Consider the following 12,747-nt stretch of genomic DNA (forward strand, 5'->3'; position numbering starts at 1 on the left):
TGAATGAATTCGGGGTTCCAAGCCAAATTAAGGATTCAACAGAAAAAGGAGGAATCGGCTTGAAATCACCGAAACGAATGCAAACGGAGATTGAAAAACGGAAAGCGGCTTTAAGCGATATGCACGTCGAAATGGCAGAGGAAGCGGTTGAATTACGAGAATACCGGAAGGCCGTCCAAGAAGCCTACCGCATCAGTGAAATGGAAAATGCCGAAAGAAGTCGTGTAAATAATTCAGATCACACAAAATAAGTCGCAAAAATCCCGGCACTCCTATTATGGGGCGCCGGGATTCATACTTTACGATTCTTTTTGTAAATCTAAACTGCCAAATGTGTAATCGACTACTGTCGTATGTTCCACCGCATTGTTTTCCTTCGCCATATAATAATGGAGTCGGGCATCCGCCATTACGGCAAGCTGTCCATCTTCCGTGTAGCCGCCAATCGGACCGTGTGAAATCGCGAACATTATACAGCCTTCAGGCGATACAAATGGTTCATGAACTGCCCCGGCGGATTCGCAAGTATAGTATCCCTTATACCCCTTATCATCCCCCTCATCATAATAAAAACCGCCTTCCACAATAAAGGCTTCCGTATTATGAAGATGCCAGTGTACGGTAGCTTTTGTACCGGGATCCACTTTCAATAGCATTGTAAAATTACCGGAAACGAGATCGCAATGGAATAGTTTGAAGTGAGTTCCTGGCATCAACCATTCTGTCCAAGGAATCCAATCCGGGTTAATGAATTCCTTCCGATCGCCTTTCGGGCTATTTCCCGGACAGTTCATCCAAAAATCCGGAGTAAAGCGATTCGATGTACCAGTTTGTTTTGACATAACATTTCCTCCCCCAATGTATTCATAGTTTGTTACCTATCGGTGATAACAATTTCAGCATATCTAATCGACCTTACACTGACCTTACCGAATTTGATGAAAATTCTTACTAATGGTAGAATGATAGGAAAGTAAATACTTGGGGGGAGTGGGTCTTTTGTACAACTTATCCAAAGCAATACCTGTGACGGATTATATCATGCCAAGAGAACGATTGTTCACTTTGCTGCAATCTTACGAGCAGAAAAGAGTCGTCTTTTTGACTGCGGGGAATGGCTATGGTAAAACCGCTTTGCTTACCTCTTTTTTTCAAAAGCATCCATGTCTCGCCTCTTGGATTACGTTAACGCAACCGATCTGTTCCTTCGATGAATTGCGGGCTCTGCTCCCCCCTTTATCGACTGGAAAGGAAGGTTGGATTGTCATCGATCAATCAGAAAATGTACAACTTGATGCCTCTAATCTAGATGACCTCATTTTATGGATCGAACAATTGCCGCCTGCTGCAACCATCGTTTTCTCTGGACGAACCCAGCCGATCGGTTTGCCCATCAGTCGATGGAAAATGCAGCGAATTGCCATCGCTATAGACAAAGCGGAATTGGCTTTTACGAAAGAGGAGGCCGCAGAACTCTTTCATTCCCATTATCAATTTACGATTACTAATTACGCAGACAAACGGCTGCTTGAGGATATGGAAGGCTGGCCAGCAGGTCTTGCCTTATTCCATGAAGCGATGGCAAAAAAAACAAGCGGAACATTCAGCTCCCGAACGGATTTATATCAATATGTAGCAAACGAAATCATCGCCGACCTCCCCGACGATGTGCGCACATTCCTTCTCCACGCCTCCTTATTTAGAGATTTGGATGAAATCGTATTAAGCAGCTATCAACCTAACTGGCCTGTTCAAGAATATATACAAGCGATTGGACATACGCACTTAATGTTCTCGCCAAATCAAACGAATGTGTATCGGTTGAACGAACTTTTCCGCAAATTTTTCTATCAAATGGCGGAGCAAGAATGGGGTAAGAATGAAATAAAAAAACGCCATCATCAATTGGCAAAATTATATCGCGACCATTACCGTTTTTTAGAAGCGCTGTCGCAAGCGGTTGCCGCTGGAGAAGATGAACTAGTTATCGCTATCATTATGGAAATGACGGAACGCTATGAGCCCAGTTCGTTTTTACAAGTGCTGGACGGCTATTTAGAACAGGTCTCCCCTTCTGTTCATTTAGCGGAAATCAGTTTGTTTTTGTTCCGCTGTATTCCGACCAGTTTGTTGGGGCAGTTGATTGAACCATTACGTTCCATCATAGATAGATGCGAGGTTGAAAATTCACCTGCTTATGGAGAACTCTGTCATCGCCTTGCGACCATTTATTTTTTTCAAGGCGAGTTACAGCAAGCATTGGAATTCAGTACCATCAGCTTAACGTTTTCAATGAAACAACAGGACGAGCGGATGATTGCTTTGAATTTAAGTAAACTGGCGAAAATCCATCGTTTTTTTGGCAATCATGAACAATCAGTATCCTATACTCGCCAAGCGTTGGCAAAGGCTGATCTATTCGGATTTCAACATACCCAAATGCACACGTTATGGAATGCGGCTGAACTCTCCATGGATGAAGGAGACCTGGAAAAAGCACGGCGTTTCGCGGAGCAGGCAATTCAGCTGTCAACACAATGTGATAAAGCATCGATTGTTTATCCAATGTGTACAATGAGCCGATATTACCGAAAACAATCTAATTTACAAGAAGCCCTTCACTGGGCCAATCTGGCAATCGATCACGCAAACCGCTATTCCATTCAGTCTGACCAAGGCTGGTCAAGGTCTGCCGCGGCCCGTTGCTATGCCGAATTAGGTGAAATTGAAAAAGCACAGGATTTAATGAAACAAGCCGTTCACCTTTTTTTAGAGAATCGTCATTTCCATGCTTATTATCTACGAAAGCTAAAAGCAATTTCATCTTCGAGTCGTCTCCCCAATCGGGACGAAAAAACCGGAAAACTGAAAATTCGTTTGTTTGGTCCATTCTCCATCGAAATAGACGGAAAACCGATCCGCTTTCGCCGCCAAACTAGCTTGCGGATCTTGCTCCTCTTAGTTTCTAATTATGAAAGAAGATGGTCAAAGGAAGAACTAATTGGGTTATTGTCCCCGGATGAACCGGAAGAGGCGGCATCCAATCAGTTCTATGTCGCTTTATCTATTTTACGAAAACAGCTGGAGCCGGGATTGAAAAAAGGAAGAGACTCTAAATTTATCGTCTACCAAGATTCCCTCTATTCATTCCAGTTGGAGGAAGCAGAAGTCGATATGAAGACGCTAAAGGAATTGATGGCCAAGCCGTATAGCAAGGAAACCGCAGCCAAAGCCATTGAACTTTATCAAAATGGCCTATTGCCGGAATACCCATATGAAGACTGGTTATCTGACAATCGGACAATCGTTCAAGAACAGTTTATGAAGACATTGCAAGCATGGTCGGCGCAATGCGAAGAGGTTGGAAAATTTGAAGAGGCTGCCAATATGATAAAAACGATCCTTACACTGGAGCCGTATGACGAGAGATTTCATTTACAATATGTGCAATTGTTAATCAAAAGCAAGCAGCCCGGAAAATCCCGAAAAGCCGCAAATCAAGCCATCGAACTTTTTGAAAACGAACTGGGCATTACTGTGCGTCCGCAATTCGAACTGCTATTCTCCGATGATAAGTTACAGTATTCGTCTTGATATCCGATCTACCTATCGGGTTTGTCCAAATGAAATAAAAATAGACTTGCTCTCTCCCTGAAGAACAAGTCTATCGTTTGTTTCCTATCTATTCCACTTCTTTAACGACGCGTGGGCTTTGTTTCATCCCGACCCAATTGATAATAAGGACGCTCGAAATCGCCACAACTCCCCCAATCATCGAGAGTAGGCTCGGAAATTCTTTCAACCAGAGCCAGGCGACGATAATGGCGACGACCGGTTCAGCATAGAGCATGCTGGCAACGGAGCCTGCTTCGCTGACGGATAAAGCGATCGCCCACGTGACATAAGCAAGCGCAGCAGGAAAAAGACCCATATAGATCGTAGACAAATTCGCTTCCAGTGTCGCTCCTTGGATGCCTTCCCATAATCCCGGAAAATAAATGAAAAATGGGATGGTCCCGGCCCACGTAAAATAGGCAGTCAGTTCGACGGGATGGTATTTCGCAAAAAGCGGCTTCTGGAAAACGAAAAAGACCGATGTAGCAAAAGCGGCCAATAGAATCAGCAATCCACCTTTGGAAACGGTGAAGGACGTTCCTTCTGAACCCAAAGTAATCAGAACGACACCGATGAAACCGACGGACATTCCGATCCACCCGAAGGCGCTTAAACGTTCTTTTAACACAAGGACCGCTATCAATGCGGTAAAAATAGGAGCCGACGCAATAAACATTCCCGCCGTTCCGGCAGAAACCGTTTCCTCCCCATAAGTGACGCCTAAATGATAGACACTGATTCCCACCCAGCCGAGCAACAATATTTTGACTATATCTTCTTTGGCGGGAAGCCGGAATTTGGTTCCGGGCCACAGGGCATAGATCACAAACACACTTGATGCAATTAAAAAACGGGTCAGCACAAGATGCCCTGGCGTATAGCCGCCGAGTAAGCCCGCCCGGATTGCGGCAAATCCAGAGCCCCACACGAGTACGGTGAAAACCGCCAGAAAAAATGCTTTTTTATTCACTGAAAAACCCTCACTTCACTTTTCACTTTCGCCCATAAAGGCCATTCCTTTATGAGCCATCGCTTCCCGTAGTTGTTGCAACGCCTTTGGTCCAATGCCATGAAGTTGGCTTAGATCGGATGCCGTCATGGCGGACAACTGTTCCAACGAAACAATCCGCGCTTCTGCCAATGCACGTAAAGCAGGCTTCGCCAAACCCGCAGGCAGATCATTTTGCACTGTCATCGCAGCATCTTCCCCTTTTGTCAAAATTACTTATGTATAAAGGCTAATTTATCATAACATGAAGCAGCTGGCCATTCCCCATCATATAAAATAAAAAAGACGGTTCTTGAGCTTCCGTCAGAAAGCAACAGAACCATCCCGATTTATGGAAATAGTGGAATTGAGTAGTTTTTTCGTATAAGGATGTTTGGCATCCCTTTTCAAGTGGTTCGAATGTATTTCCTCAATGATTTCTCCTTCGTACATAACATAGAGTTTGTCACAAATGGATTCGGCGACAGCTAAGTCATGCGTGATGAAAATACAAGAAAAGTTAGTTTTGACTCGTAAATCTATGAGGAGTTGTAGAATTTGCTGTTGAATCGTTACATCGAGGGCAGATGTACATTCATCACAAATAATGAGATCGGGGTTCAATCCGATTGCTCTTGCGATGACGACCCTTTGCAGCTGCCCGCCGCTTAATTCATGCGGATACCGGTTCATGAACTCTTTTTCAAGCCCTACCATCTCCAGTAATTCTTCCGCAAAAGCGAATGCTTCTTTTTTATGAAGGATGTTGAAATTAAGAAAAGGTTCCATTATATACGTGCCAATCTTCATTCTTGGACTGAAGGTAGCCAAAGGATCCTGAAAAATCATCTGAACTTGCTTATAGTATTCTTGTAGCGCTTTTTTTCGAAGAAAGGTGCTGTCTTTTCCTTTAAAGATGATAGCCCCACTCGTCACGTTGGTCAAATGGGAAATCATTTTGGCAATAGTGCTCTTCCCACAGCCGCTTTCCCCCACAATCCCAATACATTCCCCTTCCCTGATCCGCAGATTTAGATTTTTAACCGCCTGAAGATTTTTGCCCCCATAGCCTCTGAATTGCTTGGTGACATCGATTAATTCTAGAATAATCTTGTCCTCATTCATGGCAGGCTTCCTTTCAATTCAGGAATGGCATCTAACAGTTTTCGAGTATACTCCTTTTGAGGCCGAGAAATGATGTGATCTTTCTCATCAAATTCCACGATTTCTCCCTTATGCATGACCACTATCCGATCCGCCATATATGCAGCAGTTCCTATATTATGGGTGATCCATATAATGCTCGATTGAACCTCTTCCTTCAGAGCGAGAAATTCATCCATAATTTGAATTTGCGTCACGACATCCAAGGCACTTGTAGGTTCATCCGCCAAAATAAGCTGCGGCTCCATACATAAAGCCATACTGATGGCCACCCTTTGTTTCATTCCTCCACTTAATTGGAAGGGATATGAGTTTAAAATACGATCCGTATCCGGAAGCTCCATCTTCACAAGGGCTGCTTTCGCTTTTTTGATCGCCTCCGCCTTTGAAACATTTCGATGGGTCCGAATACTTTCCACAAACTGCTTCCCTATTTTCATAATCGGATTCATATAAGAACCCGGGTTCTGAAAAATCATCGTAATTTCATTGCCACGAAGATGTCTCCATTGCTTTTGATTCAGCGTCAGCAGATCTTCGCCATTGAAAAGGATGGCCCCCGCTTCCACGTTCGCATTCGAAGGAAGAAGATGAAAGATAGATTTGATGAGGGTAGACTTTCCACAGCCGCTCTCCCCGACAATCGCAATCACTTCATTTTGCTTTATATCCAAATTTATATTATGAATAGCCTTTCTCCCACCATCATACGCGACGGTGAGAGACTTCACTTCAAGCAATTTGCTCATCGTGCATAGACTCCATTCTCGTGAATTAGTTCACTTTTACCCGCTCATCGATATAGTAAAGTTCCGAGATGTATCGATGGACGCCTTCTACATTTTTTCTTGTTACGACGGTTCCTTCTTGGTAATAAAGGAACAAGGAGGAGACATCTTCCATTAATATCTTAGCCCCGTCCATGCCGAGTTGATCTCGCGAAGCTTTGTCCATTGTATTACTAAGCTGTGTAATAATTTCGTCCAGTTGCTCATTAGAATACTTCCCATGGTTCCCGGCACTTCCCGTGGTGAAGCTGGCCTCTAAGAAATACTGCGCATCCGCAGTTGGAGCAGATGTCCACCTTTCCCAAATTAGATCGAAATTACCGGACTTGGCCATATCCTCATAGTTTTCTACTTGAATGACCTCTACACCAATTCCAATCTCTTTATATTGAGCCTGCATAGCCGTTCCAATATTATTGGCATCACTTCCATGATTCGTTCGCGAAACGAATTTTAACACAATATTTTCTCCGTCTGCTTCTCGGATCCCATCCCCATTCGTATCAACAAATCCAGCTTGGTCTAGCAATTCATTAGCCTTTTCAGGGTTATAACCGTATGTATCTTCTCCTTTATGTCCAAAGCTCAACAACTCATTAAAAGGGCCTTTGGCTGGAATCCCGTTGACGATTTTTGTTGCATACGTTTCCTTGTCCATCCCGTACGAAAGGGCTTGTCTAAATTCCAAACTTTTCATGTAAGGCTTTTCCATGTTTAATCGCAATAAAAATATCCGCAAGTTGGGCCCTTTTTGAACGTTAAAATCCTTGTTGTTCTCAAATAGGGATAAATCCTTTGCTCCTAATTGAGTAGCAAAATCGATTTCCCCAGATTGTAATGCCATTGACCGGGTAGAGGCGTCTTGGATATATTTCACATTGACGACATCTACACCGATTGCCCCGCTCCAATGTTCTTCATGCTTATGAAGCGTTAAGCCGACATCCGGAGTGAACTTTACTACTTGGAAAGCCCCCGTTGCAACAGGCTTATACTTAAAATCCTTTGAATCGGCTGCCGTCGTATCCACGATCGTAAAAACCGGATCCGCTAAATTGTTTACTAAAGTCGCAAACGGTTTTTCCGTTTTTATAGTTAGCACTTGCCCCTCTGCCGTCATTGATTCCACCGGAAATTTAACATCATCCCGATCACTGATTTGCAATGCCCTTTCAATGGATTTCTTGGCAGCTTCGGCGTCGACCGGATTTCCATTGTGGAACTTCACTCCGTCACGAATTTGAAAAACAGTAGTTGTTTCATCCACTTGCTCCCAAGATTCAGCAATCACCGGCTTTAACTCCATATTTTCATCGTATTGGACAAGACTCTCTCCAATCCCTAAACGAGATAAGGTCCAGCCATTCCATCCTTCCGTCGGTTCAATATTCGGGTCCAGCCAAAACAATGCTAGGTTTAATGTCTTCGTATCCTCCGACTTGCTTTCTGTTGGCGACGTTCCGGTATTTTCGGCACTTTGCGTATTACACCCAAAGAGTAGGACACTTGTGATGAAAAGCAAACAAATAAAAAGACTTTTTTTCATTCTACTTCCTCCATTTTATTTAAGTATGCTTAGGATCTAATACATCTCTAGCTAAATCTCCAAGCGTATTGAAAATAGCAACTACTGTAAAAATAGCAATTCCAGGGAAGATCAATAACCACGGAGCAGTTTGCAGATAAGCTCTTCCTTCATTGAGCATATTGCCCCATTCCGGAGTTGGTGTTTGAACTCCCAAACCTAAAAATGACAGTCCTGCCAGGGCCAACATGATTCCCCCGATATCAATGACGAATTGGACAATGAATGAAGAAGAGATATTCGGAAAGATATAATGGGTGACCAGCTTCATCTTCCCCGCCCCCGCCATTTTTGCGGCTTGGATATATTCATTATTTTTGACTTCCCAAACAAGTACTCGGGTTAGTCTTGCATACTTTGTCCACCATACGATTGAAAAAGCGATAATAGTATTCTTCATGCCTGGTCCTAGTACTCCCACGATCGCAATGGCGAATACAATATCAGGAAAAGACAGGACCGTATCGGTAATTCGCATGATGATCGTATCGACAATTCCGCCAAACAGTCCTGAAATTACCCCAATCGTCACTCCTAAAATCGTCACAATACTTAACAGCAGACTCGTCATTCCGAGAGAAACACTCGCACCATACAAGATTCTGGAAAGGATGCAGCGCCCCACTTGATCGGTTCCAAGGGGATACTCTAGGCTAGGTGCTTCCAGAATCCGAGCAAAATCTGTTTTTAATGGATCATGAGGAGCAAAGATAGGAGCAATAATAGCCAATAGGATGAAGACAACGGCGATGGCTAAGACAATTTTGAACCAAACATTTTTCCTTTTTCGTGTTTTCACCCTTTCCCCTCCCCTCTGATTTCCACTCTAGGATTTAGAGCTTGCGTGATGATATCGACCATGAAATTGATGATGACGTAGATGAATACCATGAAAATCACGTATGCCTGCAACAAGGGATAATCTCGATAGGTGATAGCTTCCAATGCCATCGATCCAAGACCGGGCCATGCGAATACACTTTCCACGATGACCGTTCCCCCTAATAGCACGGCAACCGAGAGACCTAACAAAGTAATGATTCCTAACAGCGCATTCGGTAAAACATGTCTGATCAATATATGACTTTCCTTAATTCCCCGCGCTCGCGCCCCAATAACGAAATCCTGCGAATACTGATCCAAGATCGCTGCTCGGATCTGTCTTGTATATCTTCCGATTAAGGGAATCGATAACGTGAAAGCGGGTAAAATCACGCTATCCAAAGAGGTAGGATCGGTAATCTTAAACCAATTCAATTTCACAACAAAAAAATAGATTAACAGAAGCCCTAACCAAAAAGAGGGAATCGATATGCCAACGAGTGAAAACGCCCGAATCGTAAAATCAATCCAGTTATTTTTCTGCATGGCGGATAGAATTCCTAAAGTGAGAGAACATCCAACTAATATAAATAAAGCAACCATCGCTAATTTAACCGTCATGAACACTCTTTGTCCGATCACATCTGTGACGGGTCCCCTCGTAGAATACGAATAGCCAAGATCCCCTGTCACTAAGTTGGAGAGCCAGTTTCCATATTGCACGATAAACGGATCGTTTAACCCCATTTCTTCTCTTGTTTTCTCAAGCAACTCTGTAGTAGGTATCACATCATGCGAAGTCAACATCATTTCTGCCGGATCACTCGGGGTTAAATGCGACAGCCCAAAAGTGATAAAAGATGCCAAAAGCATTACCAGAAAGAGTTGGAGGAACCTTTTGAACACATACAATTTCATAGCATCACGTCCATTTTTCATTCCCAGTTTCCTGGGGAAAGACCCTATTCATTAATTTTTTTCGATAAAGAAATAGAAAGACACTTCTGCCCAAGCTAAATAAGATAAATGCCAGCCACAACCCATGATTTTGGTATTGCGGTATTAAGGTGTAATAAGCTATGAGAAAAAGAAGTAAAGATAAAATCATTGAATCCCTGATGGGACCTGTAAACGTACATCCAGTGAAAACCCCGAAATAGACAAGCCCAACGCCAATGACAAAAGGCAGCACAATCAGCCATATAAAAAATTCATGGCTCATGGCGATCACGCTTTCAATACTCGTAAAAGCGGCGATAATAGGATCCTTGAATAGGATGAGGACGACCGATAATACGATGCTTAATACGGCAGTACAAACATTCGATATAGAAAGCATTTCCTTATATTCTTGTAGATTTTTCTCCCCGGCACTTTTCCCCGCAAATACGCTAGAGGCATTCGCAATCCCGTCATACATATAGCAGATGATATAGTGTAATTGGAATAACACGGCATTCGCAGCTAGGACAACGGTGCCTAATTCCGCTCCTTTCGCAACAAACATATTAGTCATGACTAACAGGCAAACCGTTCTAATAAACAGATCGGTATTGACCCCAATCATTTTTTTGAAAGTTCCCGGATCGAATATGTTATGTTTCAGACCAAGTAGGGTGTTTACGTTTAATTTGCTACATATTAAAAAGGTTCCTAATACAAATCCATAAAACTGAGAAATCAGGGTAGCATAGGCGACTCCGGCAACTCCCATTTCAAACGCAAAAACCAACACCAAGTCTAAAATGATATTCAGGACGTTCATAGAGATCTGCAAAAAAAGGGTTTCTTTCACGTGTTTCCGCCCCATTAACCAGCCCAAATTGACATAGCCGAGCAGCACAAATGGAGCTCCCCATATGAGTATTTTGAAATAAGTGACGGCATGCTCCGTTACCTCGGGCTCCGGCCGATAAATTGATAATGCGATGTTTTGAATCAAGGTTTGACAAGCAATGAAAATAAGACTCATTATCAATGCGGTCACAAACGGCCGGACAAAAGCATAATAACGATCTTGCTCATGCCCGCTTCCTAAGGACTGCGCAGAAAATCCGGATGTACTCACCCGCAAAAATCCGAATAACCAATATAATGTATTGAAAATCACGGCACCGATGGCTACTCCACCGATATAAGAGGCATTGCCAAGCCTCCCTACGACCGCCGTATCGACCGCCCCTAATAGAGGCTGAGTGACGGTCGAAATGACAAAAGGGATAGCCAGTGCTAAGTATTCTTTATATTTCATAGACACCTCGCAGACGTACATATTGAGCAGTGATTCATGTTCTTCTTCGAGGAAATCGAAGTGATTTCATCACCCTTTCTTGCAATAGGCGGAAATGTGACCATTAAAAAAGAGCATTTAAACCAAATAGGTTCAAATGCTCACAAAAATGAGATAATCTGTCTTCAGCTAACAGAAATGACTTTTCGTAAACACACTCTCCTCTATTCCCGGGGGTTTATTTGTGTTCTTTAAACAGGCAGGTCTCCTGACTTATCCTCGATGCTCTCCGCGTCTTCCCGCTTTAAAAATAAAGCAGTGACATCTTGCAGGTCGCTCCGAATTACAGTGGCGGGTACCGTGTCGGATTTTCACCGAACTTCCCTTTTAAGCTATATGTATAGAAACTACACATAAAGCACCTATTTAAATTAGTATGTAATTGTAATGCCTATTTGCAATTCAGTAACTGAACGCGTATAGCAAGGCCATAATTGATTTCAATATACTATAAAAAAACACAATTGTCTACATCTTCCTGCATAGGGCTTCATTTGCTGACAGGCACTTAGGATTTTTTTCTTTTTCGGACATACAGGGCAATGGATTGAAGAATTAAATTAAGCACACTAATAACGAGGAGCAGTTGAACCGGATAGAACGGTTTGAAATAGCCATCCCAATTCCCGATCCCAGTCATTTGCAACGTCAAATAGCGGGATATCAAATAGGAAAAGACATTTCCGACCATCCAGACAACGATAGAAAACCTCTGCTTATTTTTGTAAGCTAGGACAGCGGGCACGACCAATAGCGGCACATAACCGAACATGGACCAATAGGCAAAATCCACATACATCGCTAGATACCCATAAGGGAAACTATATAAAATCAGGAAAAGTATTGACCAACCGTAGTTTTTCATGTGAGTCACATCCATTTCCGTTGCAGATCTTCGGATGAGTCCATAGTCCGTTTCATTTCCTTTTTGACTTCTTCCCAATCAAAAGTGCTGAAAATGCGGTAATCATCCGGATCTATAATGCGGTAATGCTGACTGACCACATTTTGCTGCAGTCGGTAGTCCTTCCAATTTTCTATGTCCCGCCACCATATGCGTCCGCCCATCGTCTTCCTTCCTGCCGGGCGGATCCGTTCGTACAACACCAGTTCCACCGTCTCGAGCGGATCCTCGCCAAGAGCGGACTGCAACGAAACACTTTCACGGAATAGACCGCAAACTGCCAAAACTACCGTCCATCCAGCCTGCACCCGCCCCTTTTCAATTTGCAGCAACGTTTTCTTAGAGATGCCAAGTAAATCCGCCATCCGCTGTTGGGTATGCCCCTGCTCAGTCCGAATCAACTTCATTTGCTCCGAAACAATATGTATAATTTCTTCTTTTATAATCATAATCACCCCTTTAGTGTAATTATACACCATAAAAACCGAGAGTGCCAGGCACCCAAACAATTCAGAATTGTGTTTAAATTGTTTAGGTGACTGTCCCCGGGGAATGCAAGCAGTGAAACTGTATATTTTTTCTTGCACGATC

The 12,747-nt window shown here is 43.2% G+C and carries 13 protein-coding genes and 1 riboswitch; of the genes, 2 read left to right on the forward strand and 11 right to left on the reverse strand.

All coding sequences use genetic code 11. From position 1 onward, the window contains the following. Positions 1-59: 59 nt before the first annotated feature. Positions 60-251, forward strand: a complete 192-nt coding sequence (locus MKY41_RS04030) for a hypothetical protein (protein WP_340743815.1) — start codon at positions 60-62, stop codon at positions 249-251. 48 nt (positions 252-299) lie between these two features. On the opposite strand, the gene MKY41_RS04035 is transcribed toward MKY41_RS04030, so the two are convergent. Beyond that, positions 300-842, reverse strand: a complete 543-nt coding sequence (locus MKY41_RS04035; RefSeq protein WP_340743816.1) for a 2,4'-dihydroxyacetophenone dioxygenase family protein — start codon at positions 840-842, stop codon at positions 300-302. A gap of 157 nt (positions 843-999) precedes the next feature. Here MKY41_RS04035 and MKY41_RS04040 point away from each other — a divergent pair, with 157 nt between their 5' ends. After that, positions 1,000-3,594 (forward strand): BTAD domain-containing putative transcriptional regulator, encoded by a 2,595-nt coding sequence (locus MKY41_RS04040; RefSeq protein ID WP_340743817.1) that lies wholly within the window; start codon positions 1,000-1,002, stop codon positions 3,592-3,594. 88 nt (positions 3,595-3,682) lie between these two features. Here the strand turns inward: MKY41_RS04040 and MKY41_RS04045 are convergent, their stop codons facing one another. The 10 genes from MKY41_RS04045 to MKY41_RS04090 form a co-directional block, all read right to left on the reverse strand. Next, on the reverse strand, positions 3,683-4,585 hold the full coding sequence (locus tag MKY41_RS04045) for a DMT family transporter (RefSeq protein ID WP_340743818.1): 903 nt from the start codon (positions 4,583-4,585) through the stop codon (positions 3,683-3,685). Between the two features lie 15 nt (positions 4,586-4,600). After that, positions 4,601-4,810: a DNA-binding protein gene (locus MKY41_RS04050; protein ID WP_340743819.1), complete on the reverse strand. Its 210-nt coding sequence runs from the start codon at positions 4,808-4,810 to the stop codon at positions 4,601-4,603. A 117-nt stretch (positions 4,811-4,927) separates the two neighbouring features. Next, a complete protein-coding gene (locus MKY41_RS04055) occupies positions 4,928-5,728 on the reverse strand; it encodes an ABC transporter ATP-binding protein (RefSeq protein ID WP_340743820.1) in 801 nt (266 codons plus the stop codon). Next, positions 5,725-6,516: an ABC transporter ATP-binding protein gene (locus tag MKY41_RS04060; RefSeq protein ID WP_340743821.1), complete on the reverse strand. Its 792-nt coding sequence runs from the start codon at positions 6,514-6,516 to the stop codon at positions 5,725-5,727. Before MKY41_RS04060 ends, MKY41_RS04055 begins: the two co-directional genes overlap by 4 nt. 25 nt (positions 6,517-6,541) lie before the next feature. Continuing rightward, the gene (locus tag MKY41_RS04065; protein WP_340743822.1) at positions 6,542-8,101 is read right to left on the reverse strand and encodes an ABC transporter substrate-binding protein; all 1,560 of its coding nucleotides are present in this window, start codon (positions 8,099-8,101) and stop codon (positions 6,542-6,544) included. 19 nt (positions 8,102-8,120) lie between these two features. After that, positions 8,121-8,939, reverse strand: coding sequence for a nickel transporter permease (gene nikC / locus MKY41_RS04070; RefSeq protein WP_340743823.1), 819 nt, complete (start codon positions 8,937-8,939; stop codon positions 8,121-8,123). After that, the gene (gene nikB, locus MKY41_RS04075) at positions 8,936-9,901 is read right to left on the reverse strand and encodes a nickel ABC transporter permease (protein ID WP_340743824.1); all 966 of its coding nucleotides are present in this window, start codon (positions 9,899-9,901) and stop codon (positions 8,936-8,938) included. Before nikB ends, nikC begins: the two co-directional genes overlap by 4 nt. Beyond that, on the reverse strand, positions 9,885-11,213 hold the full coding sequence (locus MKY41_RS04080) for an MATE family efflux transporter (protein WP_340743825.1): 1,329 nt from the start codon (positions 11,211-11,213) through the stop codon (positions 9,885-9,887). The genes nikB and MKY41_RS04080 overlap by 17 nt, the downstream gene beginning before the upstream one ends. 220 nt (positions 11,214-11,433) lie before the next feature. Continuing rightward, positions 11,434-11,633: riboswitch (cobalamin riboswitch) on the reverse strand. A gap of 127 nt (positions 11,634-11,760) precedes the next feature. Continuing rightward, complete coding sequence (locus tag MKY41_RS04085; protein WP_340743826.1) at positions 11,761-12,117, reverse strand: hypothetical protein; 357 nt, start codon at positions 12,115-12,117, stop codon at positions 11,761-11,763. Positions 12,118-12,122: 5 nt separating this feature from the next. Continuing rightward, positions 12,123-12,602 (reverse strand): helix-turn-helix transcriptional regulator, encoded by a 480-nt coding sequence (locus MKY41_RS04090; protein WP_340745632.1) that lies wholly within the window; start codon positions 12,600-12,602, stop codon positions 12,123-12,125. Between the last annotated feature and the right edge of the window lie 145 nt (positions 12,603-12,747).

Origin of the sequence: Sporosarcina sp. FSL W7-1349, from assembly GCF_038003045.1 — a bacterium.
Lineage (GTDB): Bacteria > Bacillota > Bacilli > Bacillales_A > Planococcaceae > Sporosarcina.

What these genes read in the sequence shown, in the direction of transcription:
- MKY41_RS04065 (WP_340743822.1), bottom strand. Translation starts at nt 8,101, where the DNA reads ATGAAAAAAAGTCTTTTTATTTGTTTGCTTTTCATCACAAGTGTCCTA.
- MKY41_RS04060 (WP_340743821.1), bottom strand. Translation starts at nt 6,516, where the DNA reads ATGAGCAAATTGCTTGAAGTGAAGTCTCTCACCGTCGCGTATGATGGT.
- MKY41_RS04055 (WP_340743820.1), bottom strand. Translation starts at nt 5,728, where the DNA reads ATGAATGAGGACAAGATTATTCTAGAATTAATCGATGTCACCAAGCAA.
- MKY41_RS04085 (WP_340743826.1), bottom strand. Translation starts at nt 12,117, where the DNA reads ATGAAAAACTACGGTTGGTCAATACTTTTCCTGATTTTATATAGTTTC.
- MKY41_RS04035 (WP_340743816.1), bottom strand. Translation starts at nt 842, where the DNA reads ATGTCAAAACAAACTGGTACATCGAATCGCTTTACTCCGGATTTTTGG.
- nikB (WP_340743824.1), bottom strand. Translation starts at nt 9,901, where the DNA reads ATGAAAAATGGACGTGATGCTATGAAATTGTATGTGTTCAAAAGGTTC.
- MKY41_RS04080 (WP_340743825.1), bottom strand. Translation starts at nt 11,213, where the DNA reads ATGAAATATAAAGAATACTTAGCACTGGCTATCCCTTTTGTCATTTCG.
- MKY41_RS04050 (WP_340743819.1), bottom strand. Translation starts at nt 4,810, where the DNA reads ATGACAGTGCAAAATGATCTGCCTGCGGGTTTGGCGAAGCCTGCTTTA.